Annotated in this window: 22 protein-coding genes; 8 read left to right on the top strand and 14 right to left on the bottom strand. The window is 49.2% G+C overall.

Annotated elements, in window-relative coordinates; all coding sequences use genetic code 11:
* The first annotated feature begins 177 nt into the window (after nucleotides 1–177).
* Nucleotides 178–1,038: a pirin family protein gene (locus tag ABY802_RS01785; protein ID WP_372625293.1), complete on the top strand. Its 861-nt coding sequence runs from the start codon at nucleotides 178–180 to the stop codon at nucleotides 1,036–1,038.
* A 104-nt stretch (nucleotides 1,039–1,142) separates the two neighbouring features.
* Nucleotides 1,143–1,769: an isochorismate family cysteine hydrolase YcaC gene (gene ycaC, locus ABY802_RS01780; RefSeq protein WP_372625292.1), complete on the top strand. Its 627-nt coding sequence runs from the start codon at nucleotides 1,143–1,145 to the stop codon at nucleotides 1,767–1,769.
* Nucleotides 1,770–1,805: 36 nt separating this feature from the next.
* Here ycaC and ABY802_RS01775 read toward each other — a convergent pair whose 3' ends face one another.
* The 9 genes from ABY802_RS01775 to ABY802_RS01735 all read right to left on the bottom strand — a co-directional run bounded on the left by ABY802_RS01775 (nucleotide 1,806) and on the right by ABY802_RS01735 (nucleotide 8,059).
* Nucleotides 1,806–2,207, bottom strand: coding sequence for a hypothetical protein (locus tag ABY802_RS01775; protein WP_372625291.1), 402 nt, complete (start codon nucleotides 2,205–2,207; stop codon nucleotides 1,806–1,808).
* 29 nt (nucleotides 2,208–2,236) lie between these two features.
* Nucleotides 2,237–2,944, bottom strand: coding sequence for a DUF3379 family protein (locus ABY802_RS01770; protein ID WP_372625290.1), 708 nt, complete (start codon nucleotides 2,942–2,944; stop codon nucleotides 2,237–2,239).
* 4 nt (nucleotides 2,945–2,948) lie between these two features.
* Nucleotides 2,949–3,557 carry a sigma-70 family RNA polymerase sigma factor gene (locus ABY802_RS01765; RefSeq protein WP_372625289.1) on the bottom strand — a complete coding sequence of 203 codons (609 nt, stop codon included), beginning with the start codon at nucleotides 3,555–3,557 and terminating at the stop codon, nucleotides 2,949–2,951.
* A 54-nt stretch (nucleotides 3,558–3,611) separates the two neighbouring features.
* A complete protein-coding gene (locus tag ABY802_RS01760; RefSeq protein ID WP_372625288.1) occupies nucleotides 3,612–4,250 on the bottom strand; it encodes a DoxX family protein in 639 nt (212 codons plus the stop codon).
* Nucleotides 4,251–4,358: 108 nt separating this feature from the next.
* Nucleotides 4,359–5,252: a GNAT family N-acyltransferase gene (locus ABY802_RS01755; protein WP_372625287.1), complete on the bottom strand. Its 894-nt coding sequence runs from the start codon at nucleotides 5,250–5,252 to the stop codon at nucleotides 4,359–4,361.
* Entirely contained in the window at nucleotides 5,212–6,783 is a 1,572-nt protein-coding gene (locus ABY802_RS01750) for an NRDE family protein (RefSeq protein ID WP_372625286.1), read from the bottom strand. Before ABY802_RS01750 ends, ABY802_RS01755 begins: the two co-directional genes overlap by 41 nt.
* Before the next feature lie 23 nt (nucleotides 6,784–6,806).
* Entirely contained in the window at nucleotides 6,807–7,298 is a 492-nt protein-coding gene (locus ABY802_RS01745; protein WP_372625285.1) for a DinB family protein, read from the bottom strand.
* Nucleotides 7,285–7,533, bottom strand: a complete 249-nt coding sequence (gene nrtS, locus ABY802_RS01740) for a nitrate/nitrite transporter NrtS (RefSeq protein ID WP_372625284.1) — start codon at nucleotides 7,531–7,533, stop codon at nucleotides 7,285–7,287. Before nrtS ends, ABY802_RS01745 begins: the two co-directional genes overlap by 14 nt.
* 73 nt (nucleotides 7,534–7,606) lie before the next feature.
* The gene (locus ABY802_RS01735) at nucleotides 7,607–8,059 is read right to left on the bottom strand and encodes a hypothetical protein (RefSeq protein ID WP_372625283.1); all 453 of its coding nucleotides are present in this window, start codon (nucleotides 8,057–8,059) and stop codon (nucleotides 7,607–7,609) included.
* A 94-nt stretch (nucleotides 8,060–8,153) separates the two neighbouring features.
* Here ABY802_RS01735 and ABY802_RS01730 point away from each other — a divergent pair, with 94 nt between their 5' ends.
* From ABY802_RS01730 to ABY802_RS01720, 3 genes are all read left to right on the top strand, one after another.
* Nucleotides 8,154–9,074 (top strand): AraC family transcriptional regulator, encoded by a 921-nt coding sequence (locus ABY802_RS01730; RefSeq protein ID WP_372625282.1) that lies wholly within the window; start codon nucleotides 8,154–8,156, stop codon nucleotides 9,072–9,074.
* A 137-nt stretch (nucleotides 9,075–9,211) separates the two neighbouring features.
* Nucleotides 9,212–9,643 carry a thioredoxin domain-containing protein gene (locus tag ABY802_RS01725; protein ID WP_372625281.1) on the top strand — a complete coding sequence of 144 codons (432 nt, stop codon included), beginning with the start codon at nucleotides 9,212–9,214 and terminating at the stop codon, nucleotides 9,641–9,643.
* Between the two features lie 2 nt (nucleotides 9,644–9,645).
* On the top strand, nucleotides 9,646–10,347 hold the full coding sequence (locus tag ABY802_RS01720; RefSeq protein ID WP_372625280.1) for a cytochrome c biogenesis CcdA family protein: 702 nt from the start codon (nucleotides 9,646–9,648) through the stop codon (nucleotides 10,345–10,347).
* A 66-nt stretch (nucleotides 10,348–10,413) separates the two neighbouring features.
* Here the strand turns inward: ABY802_RS01720 and ABY802_RS01715 are convergent, their stop codons facing one another.
* Complete coding sequence (locus ABY802_RS01715) at nucleotides 10,414–10,953, bottom strand: carboxymuconolactone decarboxylase family protein (RefSeq protein WP_372625279.1); 540 nt, start codon at nucleotides 10,951–10,953, stop codon at nucleotides 10,414–10,416.
* A 109-nt stretch (nucleotides 10,954–11,062) separates the two neighbouring features.
* Between ABY802_RS01715 and ABY802_RS01710 the strand changes: the two genes are divergently transcribed.
* Complete coding sequence (locus ABY802_RS01710) at nucleotides 11,063–11,659, top strand: TetR/AcrR family transcriptional regulator (protein WP_372625278.1); 597 nt, start codon at nucleotides 11,063–11,065, stop codon at nucleotides 11,657–11,659.
* 183 nt (nucleotides 11,660–11,842) lie between these two features.
* Here ABY802_RS01710 and ABY802_RS01705 read toward each other — a convergent pair whose 3' ends face one another.
* The 4 genes from ABY802_RS01705 to ABY802_RS01690 all read right to left on the bottom strand — a co-directional run bounded on the left by ABY802_RS01705 (nucleotide 11,843) and on the right by ABY802_RS01690 (nucleotide 14,312).
* Entirely contained in the window at nucleotides 11,843–12,649 is an 807-nt protein-coding gene (locus ABY802_RS01705) for a DUF2063 domain-containing protein (protein WP_372625277.1), read from the bottom strand.
* On the bottom strand, nucleotides 12,646–13,545 hold the full coding sequence (locus tag ABY802_RS01700; RefSeq protein WP_372625276.1) for a DUF692 domain-containing protein: 900 nt from the start codon (nucleotides 13,543–13,545) through the stop codon (nucleotides 12,646–12,648). Before ABY802_RS01700 ends, ABY802_RS01705 begins: the two co-directional genes overlap by 4 nt.
* Before the next feature lie 3 nt (nucleotides 13,546–13,548).
* Nucleotides 13,549–13,959 carry a hypothetical protein gene (locus tag ABY802_RS01695; protein WP_372625275.1) on the bottom strand — a complete coding sequence of 137 codons (411 nt, stop codon included), beginning with the start codon at nucleotides 13,957–13,959 and terminating at the stop codon, nucleotides 13,549–13,551.
* 77 nt (nucleotides 13,960–14,036) lie between these two features.
* Nucleotides 14,037–14,312 carry a hypothetical protein gene (locus ABY802_RS01690; RefSeq protein ID WP_372625274.1) on the bottom strand — a complete coding sequence of 92 codons (276 nt, stop codon included), beginning with the start codon at nucleotides 14,310–14,312 and terminating at the stop codon, nucleotides 14,037–14,039.
* A gap of 170 nt (nucleotides 14,313–14,482) precedes the next feature.
* Here ABY802_RS01690 and ABY802_RS01685 point away from each other — a divergent pair, with 170 nt between their 5' ends.
* Nucleotides 14,483–16,873: a Lon protease family protein gene (locus tag ABY802_RS01685; protein ID WP_372625273.1), complete on the top strand. Its 2,391-nt coding sequence runs from the start codon at nucleotides 14,483–14,485 to the stop codon at nucleotides 16,871–16,873.
* Nucleotides 16,866–18,776, top strand: a complete 1,911-nt coding sequence (locus ABY802_RS01680) for a TIGR00341 family protein (RefSeq protein ID WP_372625272.1) — start codon at nucleotides 16,866–16,868, stop codon at nucleotides 18,774–18,776. Before ABY802_RS01685 ends, ABY802_RS01680 begins: the two co-directional genes overlap by 8 nt.
* The last annotated feature ends 9 nt before the right edge of the window (nucleotides 18,777–18,785 follow it).

Below are 18,785 nucleotides of genomic sequence, written 5' to 3'. Positions count from 1 at the left end.
GGCCGGCGCAAAACCACCATGCTCTACGGTTTTACAAAGTAGAAGAAATCATTTAAATCCTGCATTTGACGTTACCAATCGTTCTAAATATAGAACTATCCTACCTAAAAACGCCAACTACTCAAGATTCTGTTCTGTATGTAAAGTTAATTACAACCATTTATCAGGAGAGCGCAGATGAAAAACGTGATGAGTGTCCAGACAGCATCTCACCCGCACTGGGTTGGCGATGGCTTTCCGGTAAAGACATTACTGTCATATCAGGCGCAGGGCAGCGCTATCAGCCCATTTTTATTGCTGGACCATGCCGGCCCCATGCAGTTTAGTGCTACGGCGGATAAACGCGGTGTGGGTAATCATCCACATCGTGGTTTTGAAACCGTCACACTGGTGTACGCCGGCGAAGTCGCGCACCGGGACTCGACCGGCGAGCACGGTGTTATTGGTGTCGGCGATATACAGTGGATGACTGCGGGCAGTGGCATTTTGCATGAGGAATATGATTCAGCAAGCTTTGCCGAAACAGGCGGCACACTTGAAATGCTGCAGCTGTGGGTAAATTTGCCCAAGCAACACAAGATGACGCCGCCCCGCTATCAAACAATAACGGCAGAGCAGATACCGCAAATTCCATTAGCGGATAACCGGGGCTGTTTAAGGCTAATTGCCGGTGAAACAGCAGGCGTAAGCGGCCCGGCGCAAACCTTTTCGCCATTACTGGTTATTGATGGTGACATTAAGGCCTCTGGCAAATACGTGTTACCACTGCCTGATGGCTGGTCTGCGATGGTTATCGTGCGCAGTGGCAAGCTAAACGCTAATTTTCAGCCTGTCACTGCAAATCAAACCGTTATTTTATCTCAAGCCGGCGCTGACATTGTGCTGCAAGCCGAGCAGGACACCACTTTGCTGATCCTGGCCGGTGAACCAATACAGGAGCCCATCGTCGGCTATGGCCCTTTCGTGATGAACAGCGAAGCCGAGATAAAGCAGGCACTGCTTGATTTCCAAAGTGGGAAGTTCGGGCAGTTAACTTAGTGCTCAGCACTTAGTACTCAAAACTTAGTACTCAGCACTCAACACTCAACCACGGCAACCGAGCAAGCTATGCGATTGCCATTTTCAACAGAAGGAAGCAAATCATGACTAAGCCTTATGTACGTCTCGACAAAAATAATGCGGCAGTATTGTTAGTTGACCACCAAACCGGATTATTGTCACTGGTGCGTGATATTGATCCGGACAAGTTTAAAAACAATGTACTGGCTCTGGCAGACCTGGCAAAGTATTTCGGTTTACCCACTATCCTGACGACCAGCTTTGAACAAGGTCCGAATGGCCCGTTGGTACCGGAACTAAAAGAAATGTTCCCCAAAGCGCCTTACATCGCCCGCCCGGGTCAGATTAATGCCTGGGATAACGATGATTTTGTTAAAGCAGTAAAAGCTACCGGCAAAAAGCAGCTTATCGTTGCCGGTGTGGTAACCGAAGTCTGTGTGGCTTTTCCGGTGCTGTCTGCGCTGGAAGAAGGCTTTGATGTGTTTGTTATCGCTGATGCCTCAGGCACCTTTAACCCGATGACTCGCGATGCAGCCTGGGACAGAATGTCAGCAGCCGGCGCGCAAATGATGACCTGGTTCGGTGCCGCATGCGAATTGCACCGTGACTGGCGCAATGACATTGAAGGCTTAGGTGCACTGTTCTCCAACCACATCCCGGATTATCGTAATCTGATCAACAGTTACACGACCTTTCAGAGTGATAAATAAACCGCAGCTAAGGGCATAGCATGCTATGCCCTTCTATCACAACCATAGCCGCAGCAGGCTGGCGGCGATTAATGCTAGGTAGGTGACGGCGACGGTAGGTTTTAGTGCTTGTTTGGCATAGCTCAGGATTAGCTGAAACGGGCCCTGGCGCTGATATTGCCACTGGCTGTGCCACTGACAGCCGATATCCTGAGCCTGCAGTATGGCCTGCTCCAGTTGCAGTAAACGAGTTGCAGCGCGTTGCTGAAAGGTTTTAAGGATGGCTTCATGCAGCCAGAATAGTCCGATAACGCCCAGTTGCAGTTCAATGGCTGCGGCGTTTTTCAGCAACCACAGCCATACCAGAATGGTGACGACTTTTAGCCACAATGCCTGTTGCTCTTGCTTATCATAGCTTTGCTGGACTAACAGCCATTCTGCCTGATTGTTGTCGTTCATGTTGCATCCTTGCTGCGAGTTGGGTCAGCTTATATAAATTTAAGTTGTTGCTGAAGTTTAGCTGGTAATTGCTGTAAATCCTGCTCATTTTCACTTACCACCACTAAATCGGCGGTTTTTAGCGCTACACTGCGGCCGCGATAGGTGCCATCAGAGAAATGGTGCTCAAATTTCAGCTGATTATCTGCCGGTACCACAAACACCGTTGCCAACCCTTGCTCAGTTTGCATCACTAAATGTAGCGACCGGGTGCCACGAAAATCACAAAAATTGGCATAAACAATAGATTGCGACCAGTCTGTCAGTTCAGCGCCAAAGCTGGCCAGCTTTAGGTTCACCTGGTCCAGTTGTTGCGGCGCCAGCATCTGGTCCATGTAGGGGGCTTCGTGATAAACATGCGCCAGGGCATGCTGGCCTAAGGTCATGTCAGGAAAACCATAGTTAAACCAGTTCAGGGTCAGGCCGGCAACAAAGGCGATAGAGGCCGCTAAGGCAATGGCGCCGGTAAAACGCCTGGTCTGCGTTTGCTGAGTTAACTGCATTTGCTGGCGTAATAGTTTAACCGCTAAGGTATCGGGTACATCAAGGGTAAGGGCTTGTTTAATGCGCACTTGGTCCAGCAGTAACTGACGTTGCAGTTGTTGTAACTGAGGATCGGCGGCAACGGCAGCAGCAATTTCGGCAGAGCGGGCCTGCGGATCGGCAATCAGTGCCTGTCTTATTGATAAATCAGCCATCGCTTTACCCCTTATCTTGCGCGGTCAGGCGCTGTTTCAGTAAGTGCCGGGCCCGGAATAAGCGGGTGTTCACGGTATTTACGTTTAAACTTAGTAGTTGGCCAATTTCGTCGCTGCTAAAGCCGGCCAGGGCTTGCAACAGCAAAGGTTCACTATATTCTGGTGGTAACAGCAGTAACTGTTGCTGCAGCATGGCGTTATCATATTGCTGCTCTAACGCCGGATTAATGTCGTCGGTTAAGCTTTCTTGCTCAACATCACTGTAATCCAGCTGTTTTCGCTCAAAGCGCCGGGCATTTTCCCGCCGTAAAATAGTAATAAGCCAGCTTTTAGCCGCGTTGTCGTCCAGTAACGAATCGAGCGCTTTCCAGGCCCGTAAAAACGTATCCTGCACAATGTCTTCGGCAATATGCTGGTCGCGGCATAACCAAAACGCGTACCGGTATAAATCGGCATGATACAGCCTGACCAGCTGCTCATAGCGCTGGCTGTTGCTTTTGCTTTGTGCCTTGCGCTTAAATAAAGAGACCGGCAAAGTGAGCAGCGTCTTTCGTGATGTCGACATTAATCGGGACTTTTGCTTAGTTGCATGGGCCGTAAGCGTAATTGACATAAGCTGAACCTGTAAAGCAATCATTTAAGATAATAGGCAAGGTGGCTGGCCGCATCAGTGCCTGACAACGTCAGAATTACGCGGCTGCCAGATGCGATGAAGCCAGTAATCAACACTGACATAACGTCCGCCGCCACTAAACAGCAAGCTTAGCAACATGGCAAAATACATCGCCGCGAATTCAATGCCGTTGTTCAGTACAACCAGTTTGCCGCTAGATGTAAGCCAGTCGTAATTGCCGTGTTGTTGCAACAGACTGCGGGCTGCTTCAATTTTTTCGCTGCTGTCCATCACCCGCTCGTTCAGTAAAATCGTGCCATCAGCCAGCCAGCTACTGGTATCGGCTATGGCAGGCCAGCCATAAGGCAGGTGAACGGAAAAAATGGCGACAAGCATGGTAATAAGCAGTGGTATCGTCACCAATCTGGTCATCAAACCAAGCAACAGCAGAATGCCACCGATAAGTTCCGCAGCTATTGCCAGAGTGGCCAGTAACCATGGCAAAGGTAAACCCAGCCCCCAATCGCTGTTACCAAACCAGGCGACGGTATTGTCAAAATGACTGAATTTATTCCAGCCGGCCTGGATCAGCACCGGCGCCAGAATTAGCCTTAACAGCAGAGGCGCCAAGCCGTCCAGCGGTTTTAGCAGTTGTAGCGAATTTTTATAACTATGTTTCAGCCGTAGAAGCATAAACCTTCTTTCCCATTTAGACATCTGCATTACTAAAGACAGGGTGAGCCATTTAAATATTTCATTAACCTACAGAAATGGTAGTAATTCGGTGCGTATTTAGGCAGTTTAATCGAGAAAACGTTGCCTTATAGCGCCACTGACTGCGTTAAGAGGCACCACTATGCTTAGTTCATAAGCCTGGCCAAAGTCAGTATCCAGTGCTACATCATCAAACCATATTGCATTACCGACACTAAGGTAAGATTGCAAGACAGGCGGTAACCTGCATCTTAGCGGTTTAAGATGCTGTTGTAATTGCCGGATACGGCTACTCGCATCGAGCGGTTGCCAGCAGTTAAAGTCGGGCGCTAATCGTTGCTGATACTCTAGACCGGCTTTGGCCATTAGCATGGGCTCAGGTGGACGATATAGTTGCTGACAATACCGCACTATGCAGGATAGCGCGTCAGCGCCAAGGCTTTGATACAAAGATACATTGCCAAAAAAATATTTTAACCTTGGATACAGTTGGGATAATGCCCCCAAGCCAGCCCATAGTGCGTAAAAACCGAGTAACGCAGCTTTGGCATCAGAGTTTACCACTGAACGGCCAAGCTCAATGCTGTATGGCAGCACCTGCTGTTTAAAGGTTGTGCTGTAGTCAAATAGCTGGCTGGTGCGCAATATGGCGTCACCAAAATGGGCAGCTTGCCAGCCTAGCTGATAGCGATACATTGCCACCAGTTCTGTTCTTTTCGGATCCCACACCAGTAACTGGTAATAAGCTGCTGCACCATAGTCTAAAGCATCCAGATCGCGCTCCAGATCCCGGCCGGCACCTGCCCGGCGAAATATCAATTCACGCAGCCGGCCAATTTCCAGCATGGTTACCGGGATAGCATCGGCCTGCACACTGAAAACCTGTAAGCCTCTTACCCTGGCAATAGGTGTGAGTGTGGCTAGCTCCTGCGCAATATGCTCAGCCGGCTCGGCGGCTGCAACTGGGTTTAACATCGGCATCGGGTGTCTCCTGATAAATAGCCGGTAATTGATAACAACGACGTTTTAACCAGCTTATCCGTTGCCGGTCAGTATCGGCCAGAGCATCAAGCTCAATTGAGTGCATCGGAATATCGACGAATAATTGCGGCTGTTTAACACTGGGCTTTAACATTTCCCGCACCAGCAATAACATTTCCAGATTAGCTTTTATCCGCAGTTTTTGCCGCAGCCAGGCCAGCAGGTAAAACCAGCGAGAGTTTTCACTTCTTAAATGCAGCAGTGTCAGGCTGCGCTGCTCACGCCTCGCTAACGTTACGGCTAATTTGGCCCAGGGGCCATCATCCAGTTGGTTGCTACTGCGCCGCGCGGTGCGCCCGGCCGGAAAAATCAGTAACGGTGCATTACCGGCAAAAGCAGCTTGCACGGCTGGCAAGGCATCCTTAGGTTGAGCAAATACCGGCACGGCAACCAGATTTTTTGCCAATTGCTGCACCTCGCCAAGAACCTGATTGGCCACAACTAACAAGTCTGGATAACGCTTTTGCAACACGCTAATCAGCAATAAACCATCAATACCACCAGTGGGATGATTGCAGATAAACACCGGCCTGCTGGCAGGCAGTGGCCATCGACAGGCAATAATCTGTGGTTGCAATGTCAAACGTTGTAGGACTTCATCACAAAACCGCTCAGCTGGTAGAGTATTGAGTTGACCTAATGCCTGATTCAGGCGTTGTTCTGCCAGTAAACATCTCAATACAGACATTTGCCAGGGCTTGAGCCGACTATACAGCGCCGGACTGTAGTGCTTAAACAGGGCTTTAACATCAAGCTTGCTGCTGTATGTTTGCAACAGTGGCGCCGGGTTGCTTACTGGCAGTAGCACGCTTTTATCCGGTAACCTATCATGCGTTGAAGGATAACCGTCCCAGTAATCCATGCGAATGCTGTCATTGGTTATTGTTAGCCTCGTGATACTGACGGTTTGTACCCGTTGGCGCTGCATAGCTATGCCGCTAAAGGCATGCCAGGGTTTAGCTTGTTGGTGCACCCGCAACTGTGTGTCTGCCGACGGGTTTTTAGCCATCGTCATACGCCAGTAAAGGCTTCTTAACCAGGGAATAAAGCGAGGAAAGGTGCTGGAGCTTGATATAGGCGAGGGGTCGGCAATGCTTTGCCGCAGCTCGCTGCCGTTCCAGCTCCAGCTTAATGGATTTTGCCGGCCAACAAACAGCAGTAAACGGAAAGGGGCATAGCCAGTTAGCTGCTCAGTTTGCAACAAAAGATCCAGCTTATGCCAATCGCCACCTTGTACCAGAGCAGTAACTAGCAGGCCCCGACTGCGTTTAACTTCGGGTAATGGCTGATACTCCGCACTGTAATCATTTAACAAGCAACAGATCCAGCCTTGCTGATTGGCCGCTATCCAGCTGCCGCCACCTGCAGGGTCCAGTGGCATCAGAACTTGTAAGCCGGTTTGCTGATAAATTTCAGGTAACAAGGCTTTAACCCGGACTTTTTGCTCATCTCGGTTAAAAACAATATGCATGCGGTCATCCTGATACCACCAGCTTAGGGTGCACATCGTTTTTGATACTCCACTGTTGAACTGTGCACACCGGCGCTATCAGGCCAGGCATAGTCCCATTGTTCAAGCAAAGCATGAATTAACGCTAAATGATGGACACTGTGGCTGGCAACAAAGTCCAATTCACGTTGCAGGCTGGTATAGGTCACGCCTTCGGCAGGCTGATAGCTAAGCGTGCTATCTAAATCTGTTGTTTTAAGATTCCGGAGCCAGGATGTAAGGTGCGCAATTAAATACAAGGCTTTTGCCGGTTCATTTTCAACGTCTTTATCGCGTGAGCGCAGCCGGTAATCAAGTTGCTTACTGTGCGATGCCAACTGCAGTTGCTGGTAATGATCCAGCACATGTCTGATATGTTTGCCAACAGAAGGCTGGCCGGGCCACGGTTTGATCTGGCAGTAATGCTCAGGTTCCACTTGCAGCAATAGGGTGCTAAGTAATTGCAGCTGCTGCAGATTATGCTCAACCACCTTCATGCGGTATTTTCCTGTTATCTGTTAGATCAGTTAACCTTTGCCTGGCTGCACTGTAACTGGCAACCGAAAAAGGTACCAGGTAATTGAGCAGCGCCATGCCCCAACGCCAGTGCTGTTCACCGAGCAATGCTTGCCACTGGTTGATTACATTAAGCAGAGTACCAACTACTACAGCCACTTTTATGGCATTTATCACTACCTGTGGCTGCACAAGCTGTTGCAGTAAAGTCTTCATGACCGGACAAACTTCAGCACGCAGGGTTTTATTAAAAATGCTAGCGACACCTGAACATAGCTCCCCATTTTAATTAATGTTTTGCATGAAGCTTCAATAGCTTAGCAAAAGCATCTCGTTTTACTGTATCAGCCAGATCTTCTTTGCAAAAATACAATGCTGTGGCGGGCTTGCCAGGTTGCGCAGCACCTAACATTTGTTCGGCTGAAGCAATGGCTACCGGCTGATGGTACGCCTGCATTAAGCGCAGAATACTATTTTGTACCCGTTCAAGTGGCAGTAAACTGGCAAAAACGATTGGCATGGTCGGTTTTAAATGACGAATTGCTGCCAATAACTCCTCCGCAGATTGCGGCAGGGGGGACGTTATGGCAAGGGAAATGACTGTGGCATCGGCCTTAGCCAATTCATCATTAAGGGAATCCAGATTTAGCAAACGGTTAAAACCAAAGCCTTGTTGCTGCAGAAAAGGCGCCATCTCGCTGACAATGAAAGGGTGTGGTCTGGCTAATAATATATGTGGCATACTTTTTCCTAAGGTGGATTTGTTGTTGCAATGTCCAGCAGACTGCTTAGACTAAATTATTCTTTAAGCTTAAGAAGTTTCGCTACTTACCACAATGACCAAAACACCGGCCCTATCCACTGAAACACCCGAAGCATTGGAACAGTTGTTGTCACAACTGGCTTTTGGCTCCGAACTGCATTTTGAATCTGGTTTTTGTGATCATTGGAATCTGTTAACCAGTAAATCTAACAAGGCCGCTTTGCATGTGGTGACGGCAGGCACCTTGTGGATGGCGATACCCGGTCGTTTGCAAGAGCAAGTACAATTACAGGCCGGCGATGCCATTTTTTTTAGCCATAGCTTCCGGCATTGGCTGAGCGATAAACCTGTAGACGAGCAGACCAGCGAGGTTGATTTTGCCAATTTTTGCGTGCCTGATCATTTGGAGCGCGGGCTGGTGTGTTATGACATTGCAGTAGAATCGCCGCTCACGGCGAATCTGTTTCAGGTGATGCCAGATTACATTCATTTACCTGCCAGCCAGCAATCTGGCAGGCTCAGCCCGTTGATCCAGTTAATCCGCCAGGAGGCTGCAGCCCGCCAACCCGGTTATCAGGCTGCTATCAGCCGGCTGAGTGATGTCGTAGTACTCCATTTATTACGTCAGGTATTAAGTGATGACAGTATGAACCAGGGGCTGTTAGCGGCACTAAAAGATCCAGCACTGCGCCGGGTGATACTGGCCATTATGGATAAACCTGGAGCCGACTGGACGGTAGATAGCATGGCGGCGCTGGCGTTTTTATCAAAAAGTGCCTTTGCCGAGCGCTGTCATAAAGTGATGGCAATGACCGCAAAATCGTTGCTGGATCAACTACGGCTGCAACGCTGTCGCTATCTGCTTATTCATAGCGAATTTAGCCTGGAGCTGATTGCGGACCAAATAGGTTATCAATCAGCTACTGCCTTTATTCGCTTTTTTAAACAACACGAATCCCTGTCGCCAGGCGACTTCAGAGCCTTGCATTATTAACAATTAAGCATATCAATAGTTTCCTATACCCAGATACCGGTGTTTTGGTTGATCTCTCCGTTGCTTTGGCTGATGCCGCACCCTCCACACCTTATTACACTGGCGTGGTCATTCGACTTAGCCTAAAAGGAATACCTATGAAAATCATTATTACCTCACTAATTGCTGCAGTGGCAATGGCCGCAACGTACTTTCTGGTCATCCCCCCAGCTAATGCCAGCACTGAACATCTGAATAAACATAAGGTCGCTTTTACAGAGGCACTTTATCAACAAGCTAAAGCTGAAAACCGTTTAGTGTTAATTGATGTGTATGCGCCCTGGTGCCCGACGTGTCGCCGCCAGCATGTAGTATTGAACGACTACTTTGCCGCTAACCCGAACAGTAGCATTCAGGTGCTGCAGGTCGACTTTGATAACCAGAAAGATTGGGTAACCTATTTTAAAGCACCGCGTCAATCTACTCTGGCGTTGCATCGCGGCGATGAACAATTGTGGTTTAGCGTGGCACAAACCAAGCAAGATGTTATTTTTGCTGAGCTTAAAAAGCACGATACCGGCGCTAATTAATTATGGAATTTACTGCCATTCCATTGGCGTTATTAGCAGGCTTATTAAGCCTGCTATCGCCTTGCGTGTTACCGATGATCCCCGCCGTTACAGCCTCCGCTATGCGGGCCTCGAAAACCGGTGTCTGGTTTCTGGCTGCGGGTTTGGCATTAACCTTTGCCCTGGGTGGCTCATTACTCACTTACTTATTGCTAAGCGCTGGTTTATCCCCGGATGTTATGCGCACCTTTGCCGCAGGCTTTATGCTGGTGATGGGCTTAGTGCTAGTGGTGCCTTGGTTAAACCAGCAGTTTACCTTATTGCTATCGCGCGCAACCAGCCGGCTGCCTTCTGGAGGGCAGGTGTCTGACTCTTCAGACAGTCCGGCGTTTCAGTTTGTTATTGGTGGTTCTTTGGGGCTGGTTTGGTTGCCTTGTGTCGGGCCTACTCTCGGCGCAGCTATCGCACTGGCCTCCACCGGTGAAAGTATGCTGATGTCTTTTGTGGTGATGTTAGCCTTTGGCTTGGGTACAGCTTTGCCGTTAGTCGGGTTGGGTTATGCTGCCGGAGCTAAACTCAGTAAGTTACGTTCATCCGGTAAGTTTGGCCGCTTGTTGTTGGGATATGCACTGCTACTGATTGCCCTGATGATCTTCAGCGGCTTTGATAAAGTGATGGAGATCTGGGCGATTGAGTATCTGCCAGATTGGGTGACGCTAATATAATTGACTGCAATGTCCAGGCGGCTGCAATGGCCGCCTGGCAATAAAGCTACTATCTCTGTTGATTAATCAGGCGTAGGGTTTAAATGCATCATCCAGCGGTGTTTTTGCCAGGTGATTAACATAGTTACTCAGAGTTTTCTGACTAATTCCTAATACCACTTCCAGCAATTGCGCCTGATTAAAGCCAGCATCATAAAATTTTTGCTGCTCTGATTCACTAAGCTGACCATGATTTTTAAGTAGTAGCACGGTGGTGTCGTGCAAAACCTGAAGTTTTATGGTTGGCATGGCTTTGTTGTGCCTTAGCGCGTCAATTAACTTGTCTGAGATCTTCATCATTTTGGCAATTGCTGTGTGGGCCGGCACACAATAGTGACATTGGTTCTGTAGATTAATGGTTTGCCATACCACAGTTTTTTCTTCGTCAGATAAGCTGCACTGAACAAATAGTTGGTGCAGTTGCTGATAAGCGTCCAATACTTGGGGCGAATGGGCCATCACAGCATGTAAGTTAGGGATACTACCAAACGCTTTTTGCGATTGTTGTAATAATGGCTGACTGGCTTTGGGTGCGCTGTCAAGATCGAGCAGTGTAAATTGGCTCATCAGATCCTCCGTTAATGAATGTAAAACATAATTAAGCGATATAAGTTAGCCTAGTTGATATTGAACGACTGTTCAATATATATTTGAACAATTGTTCAGGAGGTGATTTATGGTCAACTGTTTAAAATTTGACAGAGAACAGGTTGTCGCCAATGCCACGACCTTATTCTGGGCCCGGGGCTTTAAGGGTTGCTCCATGCGAGATGTACAACAGGTAGTAAATTTACGGCCGGGTAGCCTGTACGCCAGTTTTGGTAACAAAGAAAATTTGTATCGTGAAGCCCTACTGCATTATGCCGCAGCTGGCCTGGCTTCATTGCGGGCGCTTGAGCAACAGCTGGATTGTCCGCTTGCGGTACTGCGGCAATTTATGTGCCAGGCGCTGGCAAACAGCTTAACGGGCCAACCCGATAAAGTGTGTATGCTGGTAAAAACGGTAACCGAGCTTGGGGCAGAGCAGCATCCGTTGGCCAGCCTTGCCCGTGAGTTATTGCAGCAAATGGCTGCTCAATTTACCCGGCTGTTGGCGCAGGCAAAACAAGCAGGCCTAATGGCGGCAGATACTGATGCAGCGGCGCTGGCCAGTTTTTATCAGATGCAATTGATTGGCCTGAAAAGCGTTGCCAGATTGCAGCCTGATCCGGCAATGTTGGATTTGTTGTTACAACAAGCGCTGGCAATATTACCTGCAGAAAAAGTACATTGAAGGCATGGCAAAACGTAATGCCCATAGTGTGAAATGAGACATCAGATTGAGGTTACCCAGTCTGGTGACCACTCAACAACGCCTTTCTATAGATGTTTCCTTGTTATTGAGGTTGTGTTTTGCACGTTTCAACAACAAGGTATGATAACCCACTGGGCTCCTTCAGCTCTTATGGGTAATTGTTCAGGTGTGTTGTGCAAAGCCGTGAATCGCGCCTTTGCTGGCTAAATCCTGCAGTAAGGGCAGCGCGCCCTGTTGTAATTGCTGCTCATTTAAGCCGGGTAATTGCGCGCTGATGGCCTGTATTAAAGCGGGGAATGTCAGACCGGGCTGCTCGGCTAAATGATTTAGCAGTAATAGCGTTGCCTGATTAAGCTGGACAAATTTCACTTCGTGCTCTGTGTTGCGATACAGCAGAAAAAACACCGGCTGCCCCGGTTCAGTAGGTTGAAAATCGGTGCATATTTGCTGCACCGGCCACTGGTAAGCACAGAGCATAGCCAGCTCAGACAGCTGTAGCCGGGTGCTTTGCAACGCTTCGCCACTTAGCTGTTCAGAGGCAAGTGCCGGCTGAGGCTGGCTCAGCACCTGGGTAGCGATATACAGCTCTGCCCATTCGTAATGCGCCAGCTCCGCTAAAAACGCTGGATCAGTCTCTGTCGGCGGGTAGTCTTGCAAAAATGCCACAAATTGCTCGGCAATATGTAAAAAGTAGGGGCTGTGGCAGGCATACTGACTAAAAAACTGCTGAGCCAGAGCTGTCCAGTTGCTGTCGCTGTACAGGGTTTTTAACACCGGAAAAGCCGTGTCCAGAAAGCCTTTAACATTATTGAAAAACAGGTCGCGGTATACCTTTAACCGACGCGCTTCCAGCCCTTGCGGGGGCGGCCTGCTGCCAGGATCACGAATATAAGCCGCGAACTGCAGCTGCAACTGTTGAAAGTCGTTATCGCTGGTGGTGTTGTCAGAATTAAAGGGGGAAGTACTCATAATACGGCAGTCTTTGGCGAACTGTTTTTTTGGGCATGGGGTTGTTGCATACTGCTGTTTTGCCTGCTTGCACTGAGTGCTTGTTGTTGCAGGGTTCTGATGGTATCCAGTTCCTGCTGCAGGCTGCTTAGTGCCGGAATGTTAAAATCGCGCTCGTATAAGGTGGGTTTTACACCGTGCTGCAGGTACGCCTGTTGCAGTAACTGCCATACCGGATCCGGAATATCGGCACCGTGGGTGTCGACCAGCAGATCCGGTGCTTCCTGGTAATGACCGGCTACATGATAATAGGCGACGCGCTCAGAGGGTAAGGCCCGCAGAAACGCAGCGGCGTCATAGCCATGATTCACCGAGTTAACATAAATATTATTTACATCAAGTAATAGCTGGCAATTGGCTTGTTCGAGTACTTCATGAATAAAGTCCAGCTCGCTCATCTGCTGACCCGGCGCAGCATAATAGGATACATTTTCCAGAATAAGTGGCTGCTCCAGAATGTCTTGTACCGTGCGTACCCGACCGGCGACATAACGGGCGGCTTCTTCGGTAAAGGGAATGGGCATTAAGTCGTATAAATGCCCCTTTGCAGAGCAATAACTTAAGTGTTCACTGTACAGCTTTATATTGTGCTCCCTAAAGAACACTTTTAGCTGTTTAATAAAATCAATGTCGAGCGGGTCGGGGCTGCCAATCGACAATGATAAGCCATGGCAAGCAAAGGCGTGGCGCTCGGTTAGCGCTTTAAACTGGCTGGCCAGTTTACCACCGTAGGGCAACCAGTTTTCCGGGGCGACTTCAAAAAAATCTGCCGCAGGGGTGTCGGCTGCCAGCACCTCACTTAGCATTTCCCGGCGCAGGCCAAGGCCTGCTCCGGTTAATGTGGTTTTAACAGTCACCGCTTACGCCGCGCCGCACTTGCCTTCGCCACACTTCATTTCTTTGCTTTTTTCTGCTGCTTTATCTTCGGCTTTTGCTTTAGCTTTATCGGCACCACATTTGCCTTCGCCGCACTTCATTTCTTTGGCTTTATCTTCGGCTTTGGTTTTAGCTTTATCAGCACCGCACTTACCTTCACCACATTTCATTTCCTGGCTTTTTTCTGCAGCTTTATCTTTGGCTTTGTCTTTGGCTTTATCCGCACCACATTTGCCTTCGCCACATTTACCCTCGGTAGCAGCAAGCTGGTATGCCATGCTAAGTTCAGCGGCTGCAAAAGGGTTGGTGTCGGCATGCGCCGCACCGGCGGCAACAGAGCCTAAAGCCATGGCGCCAAGAGCAAGTGAAAGTTGGGTTTTATTTAGTGATTTCATCAGATTTTACCTTTTGATTGTCAGAGTCAGTTATAAGACCTGGCCAATACTAAAAGTATTTCAAAAATTTGCTTATTTCAATGCACCCGGTAAAAACGGCAGAAAAAATCAATAATGCTATCGGGGTCAAGCCGGCTGAAATGCACTTTGCGGTTGGCGACGATAATCTCTCCCAAGGCGCGCAACGTATGGTCCAGTGGGATCCCGGCGGGGCGTGTTGCACCATGGTCGGCAAACAAAAAATTCAGCGCCGTGGCAGTATACGATTTGCCCGGTGCTACTTGCACCAATTCCAGTTCTTGTAAACGAACACCAAGATTGCGGATTTTCTGCAGACAATTTTGCTCGTTCATAATGCCCCCGGCTAAGGTTAATTTCTGTTGGTAAGCTTGTATCGGCGCGATGGCCAGATCCTTTAACCCGGTAACTGAAAAAATAAAATAGCCAGCACAGCACAGCATGTTTTTGGTAGTATGTCGGCAATTGCGATTGCATAACATTTTTGTTGTTAATAAGGGATGACATGACCCATAGCCGTTTGCCTTTAGCGCTCGACCCGGCCCAGCTAGGCCCGATTTTGCACGATGACCAGATTGAACAAGCACTGGCGACTGCTGAGCTGATACCGGGCTTTATTGGCCAGGAGAGGGCTAAGTCAGCACTGGCATTTGCCATTGGTATGGATATGCCGGGTTATAACCTGTATGTGATGGGTGAACCGGCGCTGGGCCGTTTTACCCTGGTGCAGGATATTTTGCAGCATGCCGCAGCCGAAAAAGCGACCGCCAATGAATGGTGCTACCTGAATAACTTTGATGACGAGCGGGTTCCCAATACCTTGCGGTTACTGCCTGGTGATGGCCGTATACTGGTAAAAAAGCTGGAAGCGTTAATTGATGAATTGCTGGATACCTTTCCGGCCGCCTTTGATAACCCGGGCTATCAGCGCAAGAAAAAAGCCATTGCCCGTCAGTTTGACGATCGCTACGACCTGGCCATTGAGCGGGTCGAAAAAACCGCACTGGAAAAACAAGTGGTGCTGTTTGAAGACAATGGTGCAGTGAGTTTCTCGCCCATTATCGACGGCAAGGCATTGGAAGATAGTGAATTCAGCAAAATGACTGATGAGCAGCGGCAGTATTTTTACGGCGTAGTGTCTGAGCTGGAAACAGTATTAAATGATGCCTTGCTGGAATTGCCGCGCTGGAAACGTGAGCTGTCAGAAAACCTCAGAACGCTGCGTAAAGACACCATCGAACAAGCCATTAAGCCGATGCTCAAGCATCTGGAGCATGATTACAGTACCGAGCTTGGTGTGCTGAAATATTTAAAAGAAATGCGGCCGCATTTAGTAAAAGCAGTGTTGGAGCTGCTACCTGATGAATCCGACACTGAAAAACAGGAAGAGATAGATAGCCGGGAAATTTTTGTTGAAGAATTTGTTCCTAATGTACTGGTGCATCATGAAGCGATGTCTGGTGCGCCCATTATTTTTGAACCCAATCCCAGTTATGGCAATTTGTTTGGCCGGGTTGAATATAACTCGTCCAGCGGTGCCCTTTATACCAATTACCGGATGATCCGGCCGGGGGCATTACACAGAGCAAATGGCGGTTATTTAATTCTGGATGCCGACCGCTTGCTCTCTCAGGCCTCAGTGTGGGACGCGCTTAAGCTGGCCTTGAAAAGCGGTGAGGTGGTAATTGATACGCTAAGCGAACATGCGGTAACCAACTCCACCATTATTACGCCAAGGGCCATTCCGCTGAATGTCAAAGTGGTGCTATTAGGGTCGCGTGATTTGTACTATCTGGTACAGGAAGTCGATGAAGAGTTTAACGAGCTGTTCAGAGTACTGGCTGATTTCGAGCACTACCTGCCGTATAACGAACAAACGCTAAGCTACATGTCGCGGCAAATTCAGCTGCAAATGCAACAGCTTAATATTACTAAGCTTACCCAGTGTGGTCTGCGCCAGTTATTACAATTTAGTTTTAGGCAGGCCGAGCACCAGCGCAAACTGTCTGCCCGGTTTGCGGATGTGCTGGAGCTGGTGCGCGAATCCTGTTACTACGCGGCTCAGGCCGACAGCGACACTCTGAATGAAACTCACGTACAGCAAGCCTTGCAGGGCAAGCAGCATCGCACCGGCCGGATCAGCGAGGGGTTTCTTGAAGACATTCAGGAAGGCCAGATATTAATTGATACCGACGGCATGGCGGTCGGCAAAATTAATGGTCTGACGGTACTGGAGATTGGTGATACTGCCTTTGGGACGCCTGCCAGGGTCAGTGCAACGGTATTTGCCGGCTCCAGCGGGGTTATTGATATCGAGCGGGAAGTTGAACTCGGTAAAGCAATACACTCAAAAGGGGTGTTATTACTGACCGGGTATCTCGGTGCCAAGTATGCCCGTAATTTCCCGCTGACCCTGTGTGCAAATATTGCGATGGAGCAGTCGTATGGTCATATTGATGGCGACAGCGCCTCCCTGGCCGAAGTGTGTGCCCTTATTTCTGCTATTACCGATATACCCATTGAACAGAGCCTGGCGGTAACCGGTTCGATTAACCAGCATGGTCAGGTCCAGGCAATTGGTGGAGTTAATGAAAAAATTGAAGGGTTTTTCCGGTTGTGTCAGTCACGCGGATTAACCGGCGAGCAAGGGGTTATTATTCCGGCCAGTAATCAGCTTAATCTGGTACTGCGCGATGAGGTGATTGCGGCCGTGGCAGCGCAAAAGTTTCATATTTATGTGGTGAAAACTGTAGATGAAGCACTGGCATTGTTAACCGGTGAAGAAGCCGGCGAGCTGAATCGACGCGGTCAATATCCGAAAAAATCGGTCAATGGCCGGGCAATGCAACGTTTGGCTGAAATTGCCGAACTGGTCAATGGTGCGCTGGATGAATAGCCCGCGCGCAGACCAGCCTATTGTTGTGCTGTACGCCGATATAGATGAGCAACGGGTACAGCAGCAGATATTGCCGTTATTGCGGGCCCGGTTAGGAGAGGGCTTTTCCGCGCTGAAAATTCAGGTATTTAACCCTGAACAGCTCGCCGGGTTTATCGCGGGCAGTCGTCTGTTGTGTTACCTGAGCGATGAGATGCTGCGCGAGCTGGTATTGCAGATCCAATCCCAGCAATTAACCCTGGCGTTATTACCTCACCCCGAAATGAAACATGCTCGTTATGGCTTTGGTATTGCCGGCAAAATGGAAGATGCGCTGACCGATGCATTAAACAATAACGCTACCGAAGCTGATTTACTGTTATGTAACGACGTGCCGGTGTTTAATTCAGTGGTCATTGGTGATGCGTTAACCTTAACCCCGGGAGAAGCACTGGCCGAGCCTTTAGCGCAGCGGATAAAACGGTTTGTCCGGTTAGTGAAAGGTATTGGCAAGGTTACGTTTAACGCCTTTAAAATTACCACCCACAAAGAAAAAATTGTCGATACCGCAGCACTGGGTATTGTGGTGGTTGAGCATGGCCGCAGCTCCGTATTGTCAAGACGACTGGTGGCGGATTCCAGCGTAAACGACGGTATGTTGCATGCGTTGGTGCTGGCACCACGCAGCGTGTTTGAAATGCTCAGGTTTCTGTTTGCATCCTTGTTTTTGCGCGAATACTGGAATAATAACAGTCCGTCTTTTGTCGGCCATGTTAAAAGCCGTAGCCTTAGGATCAGTAGCCCAAAGCTGATCAGTTACACGCATGATGGCTTGATTGAAAAAAACAGTGTCTTACATTTAAAAGTTGAGCCGCGAGTATTGCTGCTGGCGCCGGGGCGATATCTGGCACTGGAAGAGGCTGAAACGGAAAGCAAAGAAGCTGTCAGAACCAAAGCATTGCCTGCTGGCAAAGCAAAGAGCGAATTGGTGACCTATCCGCTGCCTTGGATCCATCATGCAGCAACCGACGAGTTTAAAGAGCTATTTATGGCAATGCGCGAGAGTGCAAAAGCCTCGTCATCGTATTTAACCCTGATGGTACTGGCGACCTTGCTGGCAGTATTTGGCTTATTTGCTAACTCTACCCCGGTTATCATTGGCGCAATGATCTTAGCGCCATTAATGGGGCCTATTGTCTCAATGGCGCTGGGTACACTGCGTCAGGACGTGAGTTTAATGCTCATCAGCAGTCGCAGTATTGCGGTTGGTACCGGTTTGGCGATGGGCTGTGCCATGGTGGCGACCTGGTTTATCCCGCTAACCACCATTAACAGCGAAATCGCGGCGAGAATAAGCCCAACCTTACTTGATTTAGGGGTGGCGGTAATATCCGGTATTGCCGGCGCCTATGCTCATGCGCGGGCCGAGGTAGCGAAAAGCTTGGCCGGCGTGGCGATAGCGGTTGCGCTGGTACCTCCCTTAGCGGTGGCAGGGATTGGCCTGGGTTGGCTGGATTTTACGGTGTTCTGGGGGGCTTTTTTATTGTTCCTGACCAATCTGGTTGGGATAATTTTAGCCGCCGTTATTACCTTTATGTTTCTGGGTTACAGCCCGTTTCACCGGGCGAAGCGCGGGTTAGCACTTACTTTAATCCTGGCTGCTATCTTGTGTATTCCACTGGCTATTGGCTTTGGTCGTATGGTGGCAGAGCATCAGGTAGTGCAGCAACTGGATGGTATAGAGCTGGACGAAGTAAAATTGCGGGATGTAAGTGTGCGCCCCGGTACGCCGCTTAGGATCAGTCTGACTCTGGTGTCAGGCAGTGCAGTGGACGATGCTACTATGGACCGGGTAAAACAGCGCATTGAGCAGAAATTGCAGCAAAGCGTCGAACTGGAAATCGGGGTTAAGGTGATCCGCTAAGCCCAAAGG

Origin of the sequence: Arsukibacterium sp. (genome assembly GCF_041616895.1) — a bacterium.
Taxonomy (GTDB): Bacteria; Pseudomonadota; Gammaproteobacteria; order Enterobacterales; family Alteromonadaceae; genus Alishewanella.
The sequence above is the reverse complement of the archived record's forward strand: the minus strand, read 5'-3'. Positions and strand labels throughout refer to the sequence as shown.